The organism is Candidatus Pelagibacter sp. Uisw_121 (genome assembly GCF_047722545.1).
GTDB lineage: Bacteria > Pseudomonadota > Alphaproteobacteria > Pelagibacterales > Pelagibacteraceae > Pelagibacter.
The window spans coordinates 371,042-388,619 of sequence record NZ_CP159816.1 but is presented as its reverse complement, the minus strand read 5'-3'; the positions used below and the strand labels follow the sequence as shown (position 1 = coordinate 388,619).

The window sequence follows — 17,578 nt, the reverse complement described above, 5'->3', positions numbered from 1 at the left end:
ACACTTAATAAAACAACCTACGGTTCAACTTAAAAGTTTATTTATGAGAATGAACATTAAACATTGATTCATCCGCATAAACAAAGCTTTAATTATTAATTTACAACCAGCAGTATGTACCTGAAACACCTTAAACAACTACTACAAATACTTTAAAATATGGGAATGGAACTTATAGAATACTAGATATTGTGGCTAATTTTATTAAAATTTACTTAATTATATATCTTCATTTTTAACGCCTACAAGCAAAGAACTTGCTTTAATAAAACCTTTTAGAGAAAATTTAACTACTAATGGTTCTGTATTAAATCCTTGTATACCAAGCTGCATTTCTTTTGACTTTGTAAGTCCTTTTTTAACATCGTTAAAAACTTTCACTATTTCTTTAATTTCACTATTATTTGTTAAAACAGCTACACAGCCAAATGGCTCACATTTAGTCCATTTAAGATTTATTTGTGGATCTTTATCAAAAAGAATAGCAGGTTTTATATCTAAGTTAACTCCTAAAGGGGTAATAAATTGAATGATTTCTTTTTCTATATTTTTTTCATTTAAAAATTTCTGATAAATTATAGTAAATTGGAAGTTTGTTTCATTAGTTTTTATGGTTTGTAGTACTTGGCAGTTTTGATCATCATTAACTACTTCACATTTTAAAGACCAATAATCATATTGCTTAATAGTTGTGTTTTTAACATTATCCTCAGCTACTAGTAGAGTTTGAAAACTCAAAAATATTATAAATATAAGTTTTTTCATCAATTTTTTAAACTAAGACTTTTTTAGTAACATCTTTTTTTTGAAATTAGAAAAAACACGTCTAATAAGAGCGGCTCCTACTCCTAAAAGAATTGCAAACATGATTGAAAATAATCCATAAAAAAATGGCATGTCTTCTGAAAATTCTAAAATAAATAGTGAGAAAAAATTTAAATCTGAGGTTAGTACTTGTATTATTTCTTTTTCAGTCTGCTCAGCAAAAAAAGTTTCATAAGCAATAGCTATTCCAACTATCAATAATAAAATTGCCAGTAATGCTTTTAAACCAGAACTGTCAATTTTTTCACCAAGTTTCTGTCCCACTTGAACCCCTATGATTGATCCAATAACTAACATTACTACTAACATTAAATCTATAGAGCCAAAATTAAATGAATGTAAAAAAGTGACTATGACACTGACAAAAATTGTTACAAACAAAGAAGTTCCTGGAACTAATTTTGTTGGCATTTTAATTATATAAATCATTGCAGGCACCAATATAAAAGCACCTCCTATACCCATTATAGCAGCAATAAATCCTACAACTAAACCAATTATAATTGGAGTAAAGATACTTTCGTATAATTTAGATTTTGGAAATCGCATTCTTAATGGAAGACCATGTATCCAATAATGAACGTGTAATTTTTTTTTAACTATAAGGTTTCTTTTTGCTCTGTCTATTTCTCTAAGACTTTCAACCAACATTAATGTACCAATAATTGCGAGTATATACATGTAGGCTAAAGAAATAACTGTATCAATTTTTCCAATACCTTTAAAATATGTAAAAGTATAAATGCCTAATGCAGTTCCGATTGTTCCACCAATAACAATCATAAGACCCATTTTATAATCTAAAGTATTTTTTAAATAATGAGTTGTTGATCCTGATACTGATGTTGCAAGAATATTGTTAGCTTCATTTGCAACTGCATATGCAGGGGGTACACCTAAAAAAATTAAGAACGGTGTCATTAAAAAACCACCGCCAACCCCAAATAAACCTGAAAGTACACCAACAATTGCACTCAATAAAAGTATTTCAATAGGATTTACAAAAACTTGAGCTATTGGTAAAAATACATCCATAAAAAATTAATAGTTGTTAAAAAACAACTTAATTAAATGTGATAAAAGTTCCAACTAAAATAACACCCCAATAAGCAGCTAGACTAACAAATATCCCAGTTTTGATAATAGTTGTTTTAGAATTTGAAAGTTTATTTATTATTTTTACGTTGGAAATTGACATTACAAACGTCATTACACCCAGTTAATTATTTGTCAAATAAATATTTAATATAAAGTGATTTTTTTTATTAGTAGATTGTTGCTCCAAAAACCTTAACATCATCACCCTCGACACCAAGAACCAATCTTCCAAGGAACTCACCTTCAATCTCTTTACTCTTCTGTTTAAATAGAACAGTGATGTTTTGACCTCGTCTTAAACAACCAAATGCCTCGTAATCTTCTTTTAAACTTGTTAAAAGCTTATTATTAGCCCATTGCTTCCCAAGTTCCACTTCATTTGCTCCAAATAACATTTGAGTTCCAAAGTCCTTAGTAAAACCACCATAATCTTTCATATTAGAAGTTTTAACAAGATTATCCCAAATAGGATTAGCAATCGCTAAAATCTCATCATCAGATTTCTCTAAAAGATTCATAATTTAAGCTTAACTGTTTTAAGAAGCTTTTCTCTTCTCGTTCTCGTCAACTATGTGATAAACCGGCACTTTTTCTAGTGAAAATTTACCAGTCTTAGGATCACGTCTAGAAACTGTTAAACAATGCCAATTATCATCATCAAGTTTCATATGGTCACCTCTATAATAATATCCAGGCCAACGTGTTTCTTCTCTAAACATTGTGTGTTCAGTTACACATTGAGAAGTTAACGCTCTGTGTTTTAATTCCCAAGCTCTCATGAGTTGGTGTAAATCTTCAGCACCTACTTTTTCTAAATCTTCCTCTAACCAAGCAAGTAATTCTAAGCCTCTTTTAAGCATATTACCATTAGTCATGTAATTAGTTGCAATTCCACCAACATACTCGTCCATAATTCTTTGTAGACGTTGAAGACCCTGAATAGGAGAAATGTAACTGGGTGAAACTGTTCCGCCTGTAATTTCATTTTGAGCTACTTGATAAGTTTCCAGTGGTTTAAATATTGCAGTTTTAAAGTCTTCACACTGTTTATCTGTAACTTTGATACCTTCTGCTTTTTTATCTTCAATATATTTAACAGCAGCTTTTGCAGCTAAACGACCTTCAGTAAATGATCCAGATGAAAACTTATGAGCACTTCCACCTACAGTATCACCTGCACCAAAGAGACCATCAATAGTTAACATTCTATTATAACCCCAAAAATATTCTGGTGGAGATAAATCTTCAGGCCCACTAACCCAAGCTCCAGAACAAGTTGCATGAGAACCCATAACATATGGTTCAGATGTAGTTAATTCAGGATTTGTGTATTTTGGATCTATATTTTGAGAAGCCCAAACAACGGCCTGACCAACAGTCATTCCTAAAAAGTTTTCCCAACCAACAGTCTCTAGGTGTGGGTCTTGGAATGCTTCAGTAGTCACCATGTGAATAGGTCCACCACCTGCAATAGTTTCTTGAATAAAAGCGTGGTTTCTTAAACAAGTTGGTGTTGGATGGTGATCAATATACTCACCAACTAATTCTTTAGTTTGGTCATACCATTTCTTCTCATAGTTCTCTCCATTTGCATTTTGAGTATATGTTTTAAGGTGCAAGAAGTATGCTCCAACCGGACCGTAACCATCTTTAAATCTACATAACACAATTCTGTTTTCCATTTGTGTCATTTTAGCTCCAACAGCAATAGGTAATGCATAAGCTGAACCATTACTCCATGGTGCGTACCAAGTTCTTCCCATTCCTTCTCCAACTGCTCTTGGTTTGAAAATGTGAGATGCTCCACCTGCTGCAACGATTACAGTTTTTGCTCTAAATACATGGAAGTCACCAGTTCTCATATTAAAACCAACAGCTCCACCTACTCTATTTTCTTGAGCCTCATCCATTAAAAGATGAGTAATCATTATTCTATTATAAATTTTGTCAGCTGATTTTTTTGCAGCTTCTGCAACGATTGGCTTATAACTTTCACCATGAATCATGATCTGCCATTTACCTTCTCGAAGGTAACGACCTGTTTTTTCATTTTTCATCATTGGTAAGCCCCATTCGTCAAACATGTGAACTGTTGAGTCAACGTGACGAGCCATGTCGTAACCTAAATCTTCTCTAACCATTCCCATTAAATCATTTCGAGCATATCTTACGTGATCTTCAGGTTGGTTTTCACCCCATTGCATTCCCATGTAACAGTTAATAGCGTATAAACCTTGGGCTACCGCTCCACTTCTGTCGATATTAGCTTTTTCAACACAAATAATTTTCATGTCTCTTCCCCAGTGTCTAGCTTCGAAAGTAGCACCAGTTCCAGCCATACCACCACCAACAACTAGAACATCGCAATCCTCAAAATGTGTTTTATGTTTAGCCATTAATAGTAAACTCCTTTTTTAAAGGTATCTTTTGGAACTGATGGTAATTTACCATCAATATTTAAACCATTAGGCTCAGTGTAAAGCATTTGAGAATTGATCTCACCTTGGTTAGGTTTTTCACCTTCTGCTAATTTAGGAATAAATTTTCCCCAAGGCTTTGTTGTAATTGGAGATACAAAATCTTTTGTAGTTCCATTTCTAAATTTAATTTTCCAAGAGATAGTTCCTTTTTCTTCTTCACGTCTAACTCTAACGCTGTGACCCATAGGAGCAAAATCTGCATAACCACGAACATCAATTGCGTGATTAGGACAAGCTTTTACACAAGAATAACATTCCCAACAAAAATTTGGTTCAATATTTACTGCTCTTCTAATATTTTCATCGATGTGCATTATATCTGATGGACAAATATCCACACAGTGACCACATCCATCACATCTCGTCATGTATACAAAAGTTGACATATTATATTACCTCTTTCTTTTTAATAGTGTTTTGGTTGTTCTCTTTTAATTCCTAGTCCAAATTGTTTTGGTGCATCTGCTAATGGAGGAAGATTGTCTCTTGATCCATCTGCTTCTGCTAAGTTTTTTTGGATTGCTGCACCTGGCTTATAAATCATGTGTGCAAATTTTGACCAATAAACTCCCCCAAATAAAACAATGTTTGAGGTAATAAATAAAATTAAAAATATATATCCTAATCCAGTTGATCCTGAAGATTGAAAGTAAGACCAAGCAAGTCCAGTAGTAGCACATGCTAGAAGTGCTAGAACAAATAAGTCTGCTTTAATAATTCTGTACCAAGGGTGAGCTTCTGCAAGTACATCTACTCTTAAAAATAACCAAAACCAGTATCCACCCACACAAGTCATTATTGCTCCAACATGCCAAATCATAGGCCAAATTGTTGGTGCAGTTGTTCCTGTTCCTGTATAACCAAAAACCAATACGACTGATGCAACCCAAAATAAAATAGTTCCATACATCCCCATAACATGAGCAACTCTTCTTTTGCCTGCACCTAATTCTGAAGTAGTTGCAATATCATGCACTACAGTTTTTAAAATAATTGCTGTTTTTTCTCCAGTACCAATTTCTCTTTCGGCAGCTAATTTTGCTTTTTTTGCATTATTGAAAAAATAAGTAACATTTTTATGATGTATCATCTGAACAATTGTTCCAATGACGATTAAAGCTAACATTGCTAAAACAAAGGCTTGAATAACTGAAGGAGAAATTGATTCTGCTAATGCAGAAAATGGACTAATTGACATCATTTAGAATATTACCCTTTATTACTATTTTGTTGAAACTTAATTTTGAGTTTTTAATATAGTTGAAATGATAGATCAACCGTTATTAGGTGCGCTATTTATCTATCAAAATACAACTTACGCTTTACGTTTATAATGTTGTTTTAGAGGAATAACTGACCTTACACCACCTTGCGGGTTTTCAACATCACTCTCTCTTCTAGGAATTACATGAATATGGCAATGTAAAATTGATTGCCCAGAAACTTTTCCAGCATTAGATCCAATATTAAACCCTTTAACTGTTGGATCTTTTAATAATATTTCCTCTTTAATTTGTTTAATGAGGTTATTGCAAGCAATCACTTCTTCATCGTTTAAATCAAAATAATCCTTAGCATGCCGCTTTGGAATAATTAAACAATGAAACTCAGACACAGGATATGTATCATAACTAGCATAAGCCAATTCATTTTCTGCAGCTAAACCACTTAATTTAGAGTTACAGAATAAACAGGGATTATTTGGGTCAAACATAAATATTATTTATAGATAGAACATTTGTTAACTTCACTTTTATAAAAACTAGATAGTATTTTATAAAATTTTAAACTTTTTCTCTTCCATTTAATTTCATTAATATTTTTTATTGATGCAACACCTTTTCCAGAACCAATAAGAAGAATTTCATCATATTCGGATAAAGTTTTGATCGTTATATCTTTATTAATAATCTTACTTAATTTTTTATTAAAAAAATTATAGGTAATACCCTTGTATATATTATTTAAAGGAGAGTAAACTTTATCACCCTTTACAAATAACATGTTTGAAGTGCCACTTTCTAAAATTGTATTTTTATAACAAAGACCCACGTCTGAAGTGGTGTTATCCATTTTTGATAAATGTTTTAGTATAAATTTATATTTAAGATTTTTATACATAGGGTCAAATCGTTTATGGCTAATAAGCTTTAGATTAAAGTTTAATTTAGGAGTTTTTCTATTTCTTAAAGAAATTGATATCATCTTTTTATTAACAGCAACTCTAAGAAGATGATTGTAAGATCTTTTTTTATCAATATTTAATTTTATTAATTTAAGAATATTTTTTTCAAGATTTGGGGTGTTTAGTTTATAAATCTTTAAAGACTTAATTAAATTTTTAATATGTTTTTTAAAAAAAAGTATCTTGGCAGGTTTTCCAAAAATCCACATGGTCGTGAACACACCATTATCCCCCCAAAGATCTTTAAAATTAATTTCTTTGTAGGTTTTATGCTGATAAGATTTTTTTAATAAGTAAGTTACCATTTTCAGTTAAAAAGGATTCAGGGTGAAATTGAAAGCCATATACTTTTTCTTTGTTATTTTCTATTGTCATTGCTGTATTTGAAATAGCACACCTCATTGTAATTTCAAAATTTTTTGCAGTGAACGGCTCTTTTAATTTTAGAGAGTGATATCGACCTACCGTAAACTGACTATTTTTTTTGAACAATGAATTTTTGCTAGTTACTTTTATTTTAGATTGAAAACCATGATAAATCTTTTTTTGTTCAATTATTTTTCCATTTTCACAATGCAGAATTTGTTGAAACCCAAGACAAATACCAATAATTTTTTTTTTACCTTTAAATTTTTTATAAATCTCTGAACTTGGGGCATAATCTTTTGGTGCACCTGGACCTGGTGAAAACACAATAATATCTGCTTTTTTTAATTTATTTTCGTTTATTTTGTTAAAATTTGAACAAACCACTTCATCAAAATTTTCAAATTGATGTACTACGTTGTGAGTAAAAGAGTCTTGATGATCTATAATGTATATCATTTGTAAAGATCCATTAACGACTTTGCTTTAATATAGTTTTCATTAAATTCATGAGCTGCATTACTGTCAATTACAACACCTGAAGCAACAGAGATCTCTGATTTACCTTTAAAATTTAATATTGATCTAATAATAATATTAAACCTCATATCTCCATTAAACTTTAAGTAACCGAAGCTACCTGTATAAATATTTCTACTTTGCTTTTCCTGTTTATTTAGCAAATTTAATGTACTAATTTTTGGACATCCAATTACTGACCCTCCAGGCATCATTGCTTTTATAATCTCTAATGAAGTAACTTTATTCTTTAGCTGACCTCCAATTAAACTCACATAATGATAAAGATCCTTGTATTCTTCAACTGTCTTCTTCTTTAAAATTTTTACTGAACCTGATCTACAAATTTTAGATAAATCGTTTCTTTCCATATCAACAATCATGTTGTGTTCTTTGGTTTCTTTTAGGTTTTTTCTAAAAAAAGTAAGGGCTTTATTTTTATTTAATTTTTTAGTTTTCTTTAAAGTGCCTGCTATAGGTTTTGTTGTTATAAAATTTTTTTTTTTTTGTTATCAAATTTTCTGGTGAACAACTTATTATTGAATAATTTTTATCTTTAATCATAAAAGCTTCCGGTGCCATATTACTTTTTACAAGTCTACAAAAGAAGTCCAAGGCATCAATTTCTGATTTATTACTATACTTAGTGCAGATTTTAATCTGGTATGTTTCTCCAGACTTTATTTTCTTTTTAAATTTATCAAATACTACCTTATACGATTTTTTATCAATATTTATTTTAAATAAATCATTAGAGTCCGATGATCTTGTTTTTTTATATTCCAGGATATTTGAGAGCTTTATCTTTGTTTCAGGTTTATAAAATATTCCCTTTGGAAAATTTATTGTTTTTTGTTTTTTAATTTTTACATCAATTAAATTATTTAATATTTCATAGCCAAAAAAACCAACAAATAAATCTGTTTCTTTATGGGTTGATTTCAATTTGTTATTTTTATTAATAAATTTTTTAATATTGTTATTATTTAAAATGACCTTTTTTGAAAAATCCGTATAAAGATCAAATCCCTTATCTGATTTGTAGATTATAAAGGGTTTTTTTGAATTATCTAAATCTAGTAAGTAGTTTTTCTTATTCAATTTTCTATTCTGTTTTTAACCTTACAACTGCTTCTTCTTTAATTGGTAGATGTATTATTGCTGCAAAAACAGATAAAGCAATTGCTAAATACCAAGCATAATCATAAGAGCCATATAGATCATAAAATAGTCCTCCAAGAAATGCTCCAAAGAATGAACCTACTTGATGGCTTAAAAAAACTATTCCATATAACACACCTAAATATTTTGTTCCAAAAATATGAGCTACTATCCCACTTGTTGCCGGCACCGTTGATAGCCATAAAAAACCAAAGCTTGCGCCAAAGATAAATGCATTAATGTTACTAGCGGGTAAAAATATGAACAATATAATTGAAATTCCTCTCAATGCATAAATAGCACTTAAAATAATTTTTTTACTAATTTTTGTAGAAAGATATCCACTAAATAAAGAGCCAAATATATTAAATAGACCAATTAAGGATAAAATTGCAGCAGCTGTCCAACTTTCTAAACCTCTATCAATTACATATTTTGGAACATGAGTTCCGACCAGTGTTATGTGAAAACCACATACAAAAAAACCAGATGTGAGTAATACATAGCTTTTGTTTTTAAAAGCCTCTTTTAGAGCACCAAAGGTACTTTGATCGTTAGGTTTTTCAATGGATTGAGCTAAAGAAGGAGATCTAACAAAGAAAGCCACTATAAGTCCAATAAATAAAAATATCGTGAATACAAAAAGTGTGTCCACCCATCCATTTTGGATTAAAGAATAACTCGTATAAAGTGGAGATATAAAATACCCCAACGACCCAACAGCAGTGACAATGCTCATGGCTATAGTTCTGTTTGATAGTGGAAAATGTTTTCCAACAATTGACATTGGAATACTAATTGCAGTTCCACCCAAACCAATTCCAACTAAAAGTCCTAAATCAATCTGAAAAAAAATTCCAGTATTTGGACCAGCGTATAAAAAATAAATCCCTAAAATATAAAAAACAAAAGCTAAACAAATTGCTTTATGTCCACCATATTTATCTGCAATGGCTCCAAATATAGGACCTGTTAAACCCCACATTAACATTTGAATACCAATTGCTAATCCAGATTGAGTTATTGAGATATCTAGGTCATTTTTAAAATCCATGAAAAACAGACCAAAAGTTTGTCTAACTCCAAGAGAAATTAAAACTACAACACAAGCTGCAATCAGTGTTATTAAAGCTGTTTTATTTTGAATAAATTTTTCTGAATTCATTTAATGAATTTAAGAGATTTTTTTAAATCATCAATGAGGTCTTTTGGGTCTTCTAAACCAATATGTAATCTAACTAAATGTTCATCCTTTGCTAATTTTAGATACTCTCTATTACCTTGTTCACGTTTGTCTTGATACAAAGCAAGGCTTTCAAATCCACCCCAGCTATATCCATAACCAAATAATTTTAAAGAATTAACAAACTTAATTACAGAGTTTTTGTTTTTTGATTTAATTTTCAAACCCATCAATCCTGAGGCACCAGAATAATATTTTTTCCACATTCTAAAATTAAATGAATCTTTTTTATGTGGATATAAAATTTTTATATTTTTATAATTGGATAAAAATTCAGCTATTTGTTTTGCGCTTCTTTCATGCTTATCTAATCGAACATCAAGAGTTCTAAGTCCTCTCGTTATTAAATATGCATCATCAGGACCAAGTCTTAAACCAGTTATCTTATTCGCTTTATCAACTTGTTTAAAAACTTTTTTATTAACCGCAAGACTTCCACCCATAACATCTGAGTGACCTGAGTAATATTTGGTAGCAGATACAATTGACATATCAAAGCCAAGTTTAATTGGTTTTAGAAAATATGGTGTTCCCCATGTATTATCAATTGCTGAAAAGATTTTATTCTTTTTAGCAATTGATACTATTTTTCCCAAATCTTGAAAATCAAATGTATTACTTCCTGGATTTTCAACAAAAATTAATTTTGTTTTTTTTGTAATCGCCTTTTCTAAAGTTTTCAAATTATGAGGGTCATAAAAAACAGATTTTATATTAAATTCTTTTAAAAAATCTTGAGTTAAAATTCTCGTAGGTGAATACGTAGGATCTGCTACAATAATTTCATCGCCTGGGCGTACAACGCTAAAAATAGATAAGAAAACTGACCCAAATCCGGTTGGTGTTAAAAATACATGATAGCATTCTTCCATCTCTTTAAGTATTTGTGACAAAACATGGGTTGTTGATGTTCCTTGTCTTCCATAATCAAAATGTCCACCTGTTGGATCTTTTTTACTCTTATCCTGCATTTTTCTAATATCTTGCATGGATTTAAAGATAATAGTCGAAGCTCTTACTACAGGAGGGTTAACTGACTGATTATGGTAATCTTTTGCTGTATGTTTGAGGAAAGTCTTGAATGATTTAGTCATAAAAAATTTGATAAGTTAAAGGGACAATGCTATATCCCTCGAATTACGTCAATAAAATTAATAATAGGATAATATGGGTTACCCAAAAAAACATAGAGGTCGAAGAAAACAGGGTTCTAAAAAAAGAAGAGCTAAGAGAAAAAATAAGAAAAAGTAGTTTTTTTAATGGACGAGATTAAAAAAGTTAAATCCATAAGTATTTGGGTGTTCATTATTCCATTTGTGGCAATAAATACCTGTCTGATATTAATTACACAGTTTCATGGGTTATTTCCTAACCAAGAAGACATAGTCCATAATTCGTTATGGCCCTACTTAGATGGTGGTCTTTCTATTAGTCGAGCTGCCAGACCTTACCCCAGCTGGTTAATATTTAAACCTGCAATGTTTTTGACATCTTTTTTACTTATCAAATATTGGTATTACAACAGAGATATAATATTAAATTTTAATAAAAATTATAAACACCTTAAGAAAATAATTTTTTTTGGAGTGGGTTCTGCCGTTGCACTAATTATTCATTCAATATTTCTTGGAATTGAATTTGATAATAATCTATATAAATTATTTAGAAGAATAATAATGTTAGTATTCATCATATTCGAAATTACTGCACAAGCTTATCTGGTTGCTGCACTATATTCTTTTAAAGAAGAATTATCTAAATTTATAAATATTAAAGTTTTAAAATTGAAATTAATTTTAGTTTCAACATTAGTGATTGTAGCCATAATGGCTATTCCAATAATTAGTTGGCCAGGAAATACATTTAAGTTTGTAAAGCATGCGCTTGAATGGGATTATTTTTTGGGTGTTATAACTTTTTATTTATTAACTTATTTTATGTGGAGAAATAAAAATTAATTTGTAATCCACCCACCACCAAGAACCTTATAACCTTTATTATTTTTTGAATAAAAAACACATGCTTGACCTGGTGCAATACCGTGTTCTTCTTCTAATAAATTAACATTTGCTGTGGTGTTATCAATATTTATTTTAGCCTTAATTAACCTTCCTGTGGATCTAACTTTTACAAATAAATCTTTTTGAAAATCTTTTTGGTCGTTAGTAATAATATTTAGATCTTTTAAAATTATTTTTGTTTTAACAAGATGTTCTTTTGTACCAACAATAATTTCATTTTTATCTGCAATTATTTTAACTACATACAATGGATTTTTGTCAGAGACACCAATTCCTTTTCTTTGACCAATTGTATAGTTGATAATACCATCATGAACTCCTATTACCTCACCATTCATATTCTTAATATTACCTTTACTAAAGGAATTCGGTCTAAACTTTTCTATAACTGAAGCATAGTCACCATTTGGGACAAAGCAAATATCTTGGCTGTCAGGTTTTTCTGCAACATTAAGATCTAGATCTCTTGCAATGTTTCTTGTTTCGTCTTTAAGAAGATTTCCAAGTGGAAATCGTAAAAAATTTAATTGGTCTTTTGTTGTATTAAATAAAAAATAACTTTGATCTCTGTTTAAATCGATTCCTCTATACATATCTGTATTACTTTCATTCGTGATACTTTTTACGTAATGACCAGTAACCAATGCATCGGCTTTTAATCTTTTAGCTTCCTCAAATAAATCAGTAAATTTAACTGTTTTATTACACTGAACACATGGTATTGGCGTTTCTCCATTTAAATAACTGTCAATAAAGTTATCTATTACACCCTCTTTAAATTTGTTTTGGTAATAGAGAATTTTATGTTCAATTTTTAGTTTCTCAGCAACTCTCTTTGCATCCATTATGTCTTGACCAGCACAACATTGTTTTGAAGATGCAGTTTCTTTACTATCGTTATAAAGCTTTAAGGTTATTCCTATAACATTATATCCCTCGTTCTTCATCATTGCTGCTACGGTTGAAGAATCTACTCCACCTGACATAGCAACAACGACCAGTGTATCTTTTGTTTCTTTTGCTATTCCAATTGAATTCAATTTTGTCATATTTAATGATATTTATTAGTATATTAACTATAAGTAAATTAAATGATTTTAGATTATGAGCCAGGTGACAAGGTTACTAACCAAAATAACAAAGATTGGGGCATAGGTCAGGTTCAATCAATAATTAATGGTAAAGTTACTGTTAATTTTGAAAATGTTGGAAAAAAAGTGATTAACTCGAAAGTAATTAAATTAGAAAAATTATATAAATGAATATCGAAGAGACTAAAAAAGTAACCCATTCATTATTAGAGACTTTTAATAAAGCAAGCCAAGTAGCTTTAGATTTAAGAGAAGCAGGTTTAAAAAAAGAAACTAAGTCAGACAATACCCCGGTGAGTAATGGTGACATTGAAGTTAATAGAATCTTAACAAGTAAAATAAAAGAGATAACCCCAAATATTCCTATTGTTTCAGAGGAAAGTACAAGCCACAAAAAAGATATTGGTCTAAAAAATTTTTGGCTAATTGATCCAATAGATGGGACTAGAGATTACATTAATAATCGTGATGAGTTTACTTTAAATGCAGCGTTAATATTAGACAAAAAACCTGCAATTGGAATTATAACCGCTCCTGCTAAGAAAAGAGTTTTTTACTCTTATGGTCTATCCCATAGTTATGAGCTAATTAATAACAAAGAAATTTCTTTAATGAATAAAAAGAAAAACTTAAATGAATATACAGCGGTAAGCTATTCAAATGAACTTAAACCTGAGATTTTAGAAATTCATAAAAAATATAAGATAAATTCTTTTCAAAAAATGAAAAGTTCACTAAAATTTTGTGTTATTGCTGCTGGAGAATTTGATATGTATGTAGCTGAACCAAGAGCTTGTGAATGGGATATTGCTGCGGGTCATGCAATCCTTGAACACTCTGGAGGCAAAGTAACTGATTTTAATTATAATGAAATATATTATGGAAAACCTGAGTTTAAAAATCCAAGTTTAATTCTAAAAAGTAAAAATATATTATAATGGATGAACAATTAAGAATAATTTTAATAATTATAGTATCTGTTTCTATTTTTGGATTATTAATTTTTGTATTTGTTAAAAATGCTATTAGAAATAGAATTAAATCTCTTGTTGAAGAAGAAAATAAGAAATTAAAGTAATCTAATTATCTTAATATATTCAGCTTGGTCAATATCCATAATTCGTTTTGATGTTTCAAAATCAAAACCATTTCTTGCTAATAAAGCAATATCTTTTTTGTAAAATAGTACACGGTTATCCTCTACCCTTGCTGGTCCGATTCGCTTTTTTTTACAGATTTTTATACCTGAAAAAAAATCTTGGTCCGAGTTATCTTCTTTTATCTTGTCTATTGTATCTTTGACATAATTATCATTTATTCCCTTCATCATTAGATAGTTTCTAATTTTATTAATAGAGCTACCTCTTTGAATTAAACTTCTAGATTTGCTCTCAGAATAAAATTTGTCATTGATAAATTTACTTTTTTCAAGATCCTGTAAAACAACATCTATCAGATCTGTAATATCTTGTTTTTTAATATTTTCTAAATTAGCTTTTAAATACTTCTTTAATAAATAGGTTCTAAGTTGCTGTTTTGAAGGGGCATATCTTTCAATATATGCAAACGAGAAGTTTCTCATCTCCTCAACTGTAACATTTAACGTTTTTTTTCTATTTCTCATATGAATCTTGATAGCTTATAATATAATACACTAAAAAATGATCGATCAAATCTATACATACTTTACAATTGAAATGATTTTTCTATGGTTAAATCTAGGTGTTTTGCCTTTTTGGCTAATGTTAATAATTTTTCCACAGTCGCAAATATGTAAAATTTTTATAGCATCAATTTTTCCTATTTTTATTATAAGCTTAGTTTACTCTTATTTGCTCTACGCGCACTTTAATGAAGGTTATGATTTCTTTAAAAATTTTAAACTTTATTTGGGGTTAAATTCTATTTTAAATTTATTTAATGATAAATCATTTTTGATTTTATTTTGGTCTCATTTTTTAGCTATAAACTTATTTTGTGGAGGATGGATTGTAAAAGACTCTCAGAAATTTGGCATTAATAAAATCTTAATCGCCTTTCCACTTTTAATAACATACTTTATTGGGCCAATTGGGTTAACTCTATATTGGTTTATAAGAATTTTTTACGCAAAAAGAATTAGTTTATATGACTAGAAAGATAGATTTCTATTTTGATTTTATAAGTCCCTATTCTTACCTTGCACATCAAAAAATTAAAACTAATAAAGATGTTAATTTTAATTACAAACCAGTCCTTCTAGGTGGCCTTCATAATTTACAAGGAATAACAGCACCAGCTTTTATTAAAGCTAAACTAAAACATATGATAAGCGATTGTGATTTAATTGCTAAAAAAGATAAAACTACTTTTATATGGAATTCTAAATTTCCAATTAACTCACTAAATATCATGCGTGGTTATCTTTTTTTAAATAATGAAGTTAAAGGTGTATATCTAAATCAAATGTTTGATGCTTATTGGAAAGATAATTTAGACATTTCTAAAGAAGAAATTTTAAAAATTGTTCTTGAAAAATGTAAAATTAACTCAAATGATTTCTTTGATGGTATTAAAAACCCTAAAATAAAAGATGAATTAAAAATTATTACTCAAGAAGCACATGATAAAGAAATATTTGGTGCCCCAACATTTGTTGTAAATAATAAAATATTTTGGGGACAAGATAGATTAGAATTTGCTTTAGACGAATATAATAAATAGTTTAAACTATTTTAAAATCACTTTTGCTTATTGCTGCAAAGCCACCATCAATGTGTGAAACTTTTTCAAATCCCATTTCTTTTAAAGATTTAGCAGCTAGTGCTGATCTTAAGCCACCGGCACAAAATAAAACCATTTCTTTATTCATGTCGATTTTACCACTTTTAAAATAAGGGCCTTCAGGATCCAGCCAAAACTCTAACATTCCACGAGGAATGTGATTTGAGTTTTCAATTCTGCCTGTTTTATCTAGTTCACCTTTTTCTCTAATATCAATTAGGGTGCATGCATCATCATTAGATAGTTTTAATGCTTCATCAGCTGTAATAGTTTTTACTTCACTTAATGCTTCAGTGACTAGGGTTTGTGATGATTTAATAGCCATAATATTGTAAAAATTTAATCATAAACAATTATATGAAAAAAAGCATCATAAAAAAACTATTTATCAAACTCTCAAAGGTTTTGGGTTACGAGATAATTGATCAAAGTGATTTTAGTTCACCTACTCTTCAGAAAGAGTTAAATGAAGATCTTTCAATCATAAATGAAAAGTCAATTGTTTTGCCACTAGGTGAAGTAAAGATTACTAAAAAAGTAAATTCCGTACTGATTGTATTTCGAACTAATACTGATGTAGAAATATGGGATCAAAATAAAAAGAGATTATTTGAAGAGCCTAAAATCGAATATTCTTTAAGAGCATTAAACTCATTAATAAGGTCAGTTAATTTTTCTAAAAAAAAATACCAAAACATTAAATTTAAGACAATAATCGTTGATGATAAGTCTAAAGAAGAAAATTTAAATAAGATAAAGAAGCTTATAAATAAAAGTGATTTGGATATAAGTATTATTCCCTTAAATCATGACAAATACAAAGATACAATCAAACAACAAAAAAATGATCAAACTTTTTCAAATTTAGCAAGTTTACTTCAATCCTTTGAATTAGGAAAAGAACATGGTGAAGATTTAATCTTCTTTGTTGAGGATGATTACTTACATTTTGAACCTATGATGGAAGAAATGATTGCATCATATGAGAGAATAGCTTCACAAGTTAATAAAGATATTTTTATGTGTCCTGCTGATTACCCATACCTTTATATGGATAATAAAAAAACAAATATTCTAATTGGAAACAAAAGACATTGGAGAACAATTAATCAAACTTTATGTACATTCATGACTACAAAATCTTTACTAGATAAGTATTGGAATAACTTTTATAATACCTGTTTAGATAGAAACAATCCTTTTGAAAGATATCTAAACGAAATCTATACAAAGGAATTTTGTATCTCACCATTAAAAAGTCTTTCTTTACATCTAACAAATGTAAATTCAAGTTATGGGTTATCTCCTTTTATAGATTATAAAAAATTATGGGAAGAAAATTAAAATAATTATGCTAAAAACAAATACTAAAGCTCCAACTTTTAATTTAGACTCAACTGATGGAAAAATTTATTCATTAAAAAACTCTATAGGTAAATATGTTGTGCTTTATTTTTATCCAAAAGATGACACACCAGGATGCACAATTGAGACTAATGATTTTAATAAATTATTACCTAAATTTAAAAAATTGAATTGTGATGTATTTGGTATTTCTAAGGATGATTTAAAAAGTCACTATAAATTTAAAGAAAAATATAACATTAAATTTAATCTTTTGTCTGATGTAGAACTTAATATTTTAAAAAAATACAAAGTTTGGGTTAAGAAGAAATTAATGGGTAGAGAGTTTATGGGTATAGTAAGAACAACTTTCTTGATTGATCCAAATGGCAAATTTGTAAAAATTTGGTACAATGTAAAAGTTAAAGATCACGCTAAAGAAGTGCTGGAAACTTTAAAAATCATTTAGAAATAAAAAAGGC

The 17,578-nt window shown here is 29.1% G+C and carries 25 protein-coding genes; 8 read left to right on the top strand and 17 right to left on the bottom strand.

What is annotated here, in order from left to right; all coding sequences use genetic code 11:
• Window positions 1-219: 219 nt before the first annotated feature.
• The 14 genes from ABXT52_RS02160 to ABXT52_RS02095 all read right to left on the bottom strand — a co-directional run bounded on the left by ABXT52_RS02160 (window position 220) and on the right by ABXT52_RS02095 (window position 10,971).
• Complete coding sequence (locus tag ABXT52_RS02160; protein ID WP_415272250.1) at window positions 220-765, bottom strand: invasion associated locus B family protein; 546 nt, start codon at window positions 763-765, stop codon at window positions 220-222.
• 12 nt (window positions 766-777) lie between these two features.
• Window positions 778-1,860, bottom strand: coding sequence for a TSUP family transporter (locus tag ABXT52_RS02155; RefSeq protein ID WP_415272249.1), 1,083 nt, complete (start codon window positions 1,858-1,860; stop codon window positions 778-780).
• Window positions 1,861-1,888: 28 nt separating this feature from the next.
• A complete protein-coding gene (locus tag ABXT52_RS02150; protein ID WP_415272248.1) occupies window positions 1,889-2,023 on the bottom strand; it encodes a hypothetical protein in 135 nt (44 codons plus the stop codon).
• A gap of 67 nt (window positions 2,024-2,090) precedes the next feature.
• Window positions 2,091-2,441, bottom strand: coding sequence for a hypothetical protein (locus tag ABXT52_RS02145; protein WP_415272247.1), 351 nt, complete (start codon window positions 2,439-2,441; stop codon window positions 2,091-2,093).
• Window positions 2,442-2,459: 18 nt separating this feature from the next.
• A complete protein-coding gene (gene aprA / locus ABXT52_RS02140; RefSeq protein WP_415272246.1) occupies window positions 2,460-4,319 on the bottom strand; it encodes an adenylyl-sulfate reductase subunit alpha in 1,860 nt (619 codons plus the stop codon).
• The gene (gene aprB / locus ABXT52_RS02135; protein ID WP_415272245.1) at window positions 4,319-4,789 is read right to left on the bottom strand and encodes an adenylyl-sulfate reductase subunit beta; all 471 of its coding nucleotides are present in this window, start codon (window positions 4,787-4,789) and stop codon (window positions 4,319-4,321) included. The genes aprA and aprB overlap by 1 nt, the downstream gene beginning before the upstream one ends.
• Before the next feature lie 20 nt (window positions 4,790-4,809).
• Window positions 4,810-5,604, bottom strand: coding sequence for an adenylyl-sulfate reductase (locus ABXT52_RS02130; protein ID WP_415272244.1), 795 nt, complete (start codon window positions 5,602-5,604; stop codon window positions 4,810-4,812).
• 114 nt (window positions 5,605-5,718) lie between these two features.
• Entirely contained in the window at window positions 5,719-6,117 is a 399-nt protein-coding gene (locus ABXT52_RS02125; RefSeq protein ID WP_415272243.1) for an HIT family protein, read from the bottom strand.
• A 5-nt stretch (window positions 6,118-6,122) separates the two neighbouring features.
• Entirely contained in the window at window positions 6,123-6,893 is a 771-nt protein-coding gene (locus ABXT52_RS02120) for an aminotransferase class IV (protein ID WP_415272242.1), read from the bottom strand.
• The gene (locus ABXT52_RS02115) at window positions 6,856-7,413 is read right to left on the bottom strand and encodes an aminodeoxychorismate/anthranilate synthase component II (protein ID WP_415272241.1); all 558 of its coding nucleotides are present in this window, start codon (window positions 7,411-7,413) and stop codon (window positions 6,856-6,858) included. Before ABXT52_RS02115 ends, ABXT52_RS02120 begins: the two co-directional genes overlap by 38 nt.
• Window positions 7,410-7,949, bottom strand: a complete 540-nt coding sequence (locus ABXT52_RS02110; protein WP_415272512.1) for a chorismate-binding protein — start codon at window positions 7,947-7,949, stop codon at window positions 7,410-7,412. The genes ABXT52_RS02115 and ABXT52_RS02110 overlap by 4 nt, the downstream gene beginning before the upstream one ends.
• Window positions 7,924-8,574 (bottom strand): chorismate-binding protein, encoded by a 651-nt coding sequence (locus ABXT52_RS02105; RefSeq protein WP_415272240.1) that lies wholly within the window; start codon window positions 8,572-8,574, stop codon window positions 7,924-7,926. The genes ABXT52_RS02110 and ABXT52_RS02105 overlap by 26 nt, the downstream gene beginning before the upstream one ends.
• 4 nt (window positions 8,575-8,578) lie before the next feature.
• Window positions 8,579-9,799 (bottom strand): MFS transporter, encoded by a 1,221-nt coding sequence (locus tag ABXT52_RS02100; protein WP_415272239.1) that lies wholly within the window; start codon window positions 9,797-9,799, stop codon window positions 8,579-8,581.
• A complete protein-coding gene (locus tag ABXT52_RS02095) occupies window positions 9,796-10,971 on the bottom strand; it encodes a trans-sulfuration enzyme family protein (protein WP_415272238.1) in 1,176 nt (391 codons plus the stop codon). The genes ABXT52_RS02100 and ABXT52_RS02095 overlap by 4 nt, the downstream gene beginning before the upstream one ends.
• Before the next feature lie 165 nt (window positions 10,972-11,136).
• On the opposite strand from ABXT52_RS02095, the gene ABXT52_RS02090 reads away from it, so the two are divergent.
• Window positions 11,137-11,835, top strand: a complete 699-nt coding sequence (locus tag ABXT52_RS02090) for a hypothetical protein (protein ID WP_415272237.1) — start codon at window positions 11,137-11,139, stop codon at window positions 11,833-11,835.
• On the opposite strand, the gene mnmA is transcribed toward ABXT52_RS02090, so the two are convergent.
• Window positions 11,832-12,947: a tRNA 2-thiouridine(34) synthase MnmA gene (gene mnmA / locus ABXT52_RS02085; RefSeq protein ID WP_415272236.1), complete on the bottom strand. Its 1,116-nt coding sequence runs from the start codon at window positions 12,945-12,947 to the stop codon at window positions 11,832-11,834. The two genes, ABXT52_RS02090 and mnmA, sit on opposite strands and share 4 nt — an antisense overlap.
• Window positions 12,948-12,989: 42 nt before the next feature.
• On the opposite strand from mnmA, the gene ABXT52_RS02080 reads away from it, so the two are divergent.
• Genes ABXT52_RS02080 through ABXT52_RS02070 form a run of 3 tightly spaced genes read left to right on the top strand, consistent with a single transcriptional unit; the run spans window position 12,990 to window position 14,067 of the window.
• On the top strand, window positions 12,990-13,160 hold the full coding sequence (locus ABXT52_RS02080; RefSeq protein ID WP_415272235.1) for a DUF3553 domain-containing protein: 171 nt from the start codon (window positions 12,990-12,992) through the stop codon (window positions 13,158-13,160).
• Window positions 13,157-13,927, top strand: a complete 771-nt coding sequence (locus ABXT52_RS02075) for a 3'(2'),5'-bisphosphate nucleotidase CysQ family protein (protein WP_415272234.1) — start codon at window positions 13,157-13,159, stop codon at window positions 13,925-13,927. The genes ABXT52_RS02080 and ABXT52_RS02075 overlap by 4 nt, the downstream gene beginning before the upstream one ends.
• A complete protein-coding gene (locus ABXT52_RS02070; protein ID WP_415272233.1) occupies window positions 13,927-14,067 on the top strand; it encodes a hypothetical protein in 141 nt (46 codons plus the stop codon). The genes ABXT52_RS02075 and ABXT52_RS02070 overlap by 1 nt, the downstream gene beginning before the upstream one ends.
• On the opposite strand, the gene ABXT52_RS02065 is transcribed toward ABXT52_RS02070, so the two are convergent.
• On the bottom strand, window positions 14,059-14,613 hold the full coding sequence (locus ABXT52_RS02065; protein ID WP_415272232.1) for a regulatory protein RecX: 555 nt from the start codon (window positions 14,611-14,613) through the stop codon (window positions 14,059-14,061). The genes ABXT52_RS02070 and ABXT52_RS02065 overlap by 9 nt on opposite strands.
• Window positions 14,614-14,650: 37 nt before the next feature.
• Here ABXT52_RS02065 and ABXT52_RS02060 point away from each other — a divergent pair, with 37 nt between their 5' ends.
• Both ABXT52_RS02060 and ABXT52_RS02055 read left to right on the top strand, forming a co-directional pair.
• Window positions 14,651-15,124, top strand: a complete 474-nt coding sequence (locus ABXT52_RS02060; RefSeq protein WP_415272231.1) for an ABA4-like family protein — start codon at window positions 14,651-14,653, stop codon at window positions 15,122-15,124.
• On the top strand, window positions 15,117-15,692 hold the full coding sequence (locus ABXT52_RS02055; RefSeq protein ID WP_415272230.1) for a 2-hydroxychromene-2-carboxylate isomerase: 576 nt from the start codon (window positions 15,117-15,119) through the stop codon (window positions 15,690-15,692). The genes ABXT52_RS02060 and ABXT52_RS02055 overlap by 8 nt, the downstream gene beginning before the upstream one ends.
• 1 nt (window position 15,693) lies before the next feature.
• Here ABXT52_RS02055 and ABXT52_RS02050 read toward each other — a convergent pair whose 3' ends face one another.
• Window positions 15,694-16,077, bottom strand: a complete 384-nt coding sequence (locus ABXT52_RS02050; protein ID WP_415272229.1) for a rhodanese-like domain-containing protein — start codon at window positions 16,075-16,077, stop codon at window positions 15,694-15,696.
• Between the two features lie 32 nt (window positions 16,078-16,109).
• On the opposite strand from ABXT52_RS02050, the gene ABXT52_RS02045 reads away from it, so the two are divergent.
• Both ABXT52_RS02045 and ABXT52_RS02040 read left to right on the top strand, forming a co-directional pair.
• Window positions 16,110-17,096 (top strand): glycosyltransferase family 2 protein, encoded by a 987-nt coding sequence (locus ABXT52_RS02045; protein ID WP_415272228.1) that lies wholly within the window; start codon window positions 16,110-16,112, stop codon window positions 17,094-17,096.
• Between the two features lie 7 nt (window positions 17,097-17,103).
• Complete coding sequence (locus tag ABXT52_RS02040; RefSeq protein ID WP_415272227.1) at window positions 17,104-17,565, top strand: peroxiredoxin; 462 nt, start codon at window positions 17,104-17,106, stop codon at window positions 17,563-17,565.
• Window positions 17,566-17,578: the final 13 nt, after the last annotated feature.

Coding starts and splice junctions, on each gene's coding strand:
- ABXT52_RS02160 (WP_415272250.1), bottom strand. CDS start 765: ATGAAAAAACTTATATTTATAATATTTTTGAGTTTTCAAACTCTACTA.
- ABXT52_RS02155 (WP_415272249.1), bottom strand. CDS start 1,860: ATGGATGTATTTTTACCAATAGCTCAAGTTTTTGTAAATCCTATTGAA.
- ABXT52_RS02150 (WP_415272248.1), bottom strand. CDS start 2,023: ATGTCAATTTCCAACGTAAAAATAATAAATAAACTTTCAAATTCTAAA.
- ABXT52_RS02145 (WP_415272247.1), bottom strand. CDS start 2,441: ATGAATCTTTTAGAGAAATCTGATGATGAGATTTTAGCGATTGCTAAT.
- aprA (WP_415272246.1), bottom strand. CDS start 4,319: ATGGCTAAACATAAAACACATTTTGAGGATTGCGATGTTCTAGTTGTT.
- aprB (WP_415272245.1), bottom strand. CDS start 4,789: ATGTCAACTTTTGTATACATGACGAGATGTGATGGATGTGGTCACTGT.
- ABXT52_RS02130 (WP_415272244.1), bottom strand. CDS start 5,604: ATGATGTCAATTAGTCCATTTTCTGCATTAGCAGAATCAATTTCTCCT.
- ABXT52_RS02125 (WP_415272243.1), bottom strand. CDS start 6,117: ATGTTTGACCCAAATAATCCCTGTTTATTCTGTAACTCTAAATTAAGT.
- ABXT52_RS02120 (WP_415272242.1), bottom strand. CDS start 6,893: ATGGTAACTTACTTATTAAAAAAATCTTATCAGCATAAAACCTACAAA.
- ABXT52_RS02115 (WP_415272241.1), bottom strand. CDS start 7,413: ATGATATACATTATAGATCATCAAGACTCTTTTACTCACAACGTAGTA.
- ABXT52_RS02100 (WP_415272239.1), bottom strand. CDS start 9,799: ATGAATTCAGAAAAATTTATTCAAAATAAAACAGCTTTAATAACACTG.
- ABXT52_RS02095 (WP_415272238.1), bottom strand. CDS start 10,971: ATGACTAAATCATTCAAGACTTTCCTCAAACATACAGCAAAAGATTAC.
- ABXT52_RS02090 (WP_415272237.1), top strand. CDS start 11,137: ATGGACGAGATTAAAAAAGTTAAATCCATAAGTATTTGGGTGTTCATT.
- mnmA (WP_415272236.1), bottom strand. CDS start 12,947: ATGACAAAATTGAATTCAATTGGAATAGCAAAAGAAACAAAAGATACA.
- ABXT52_RS02080 (WP_415272235.1), top strand. CDS start 12,990: ATGATTTTAGATTATGAGCCAGGTGACAAGGTTACTAACCAAAATAAC.
- ABXT52_RS02075 (WP_415272234.1), top strand. CDS start 13,157: ATGAATATCGAAGAGACTAAAAAAGTAACCCATTCATTATTAGAGACT.
- ABXT52_RS02070 (WP_415272233.1), top strand. CDS start 13,927: ATGGATGAACAATTAAGAATAATTTTAATAATTATAGTATCTGTTTCT.
- ABXT52_RS02065 (WP_415272232.1), bottom strand. CDS start 14,613: ATGAGAAATAGAAAAAAAACGTTAAATGTTACAGTTGAGGAGATGAGA.
- ABXT52_RS02060 (WP_415272231.1), top strand. CDS start 14,651: ATGATCGATCAAATCTATACATACTTTACAATTGAAATGATTTTTCTA.
- ABXT52_RS02055 (WP_415272230.1), top strand. CDS start 15,117: ATGACTAGAAAGATAGATTTCTATTTTGATTTTATAAGTCCCTATTCT.
- ABXT52_RS02050 (WP_415272229.1), bottom strand. CDS start 16,077: ATGGCTATTAAATCATCACAAACCCTAGTCACTGAAGCATTAAGTGAA.
- ABXT52_RS02045 (WP_415272228.1), top strand. CDS start 16,110: ATGAAAAAAAGCATCATAAAAAAACTATTTATCAAACTCTCAAAGGTT.
- ABXT52_RS02040 (WP_415272227.1), top strand. CDS start 17,104: ATGCTAAAAACAAATACTAAAGCTCCAACTTTTAATTTAGACTCAACT.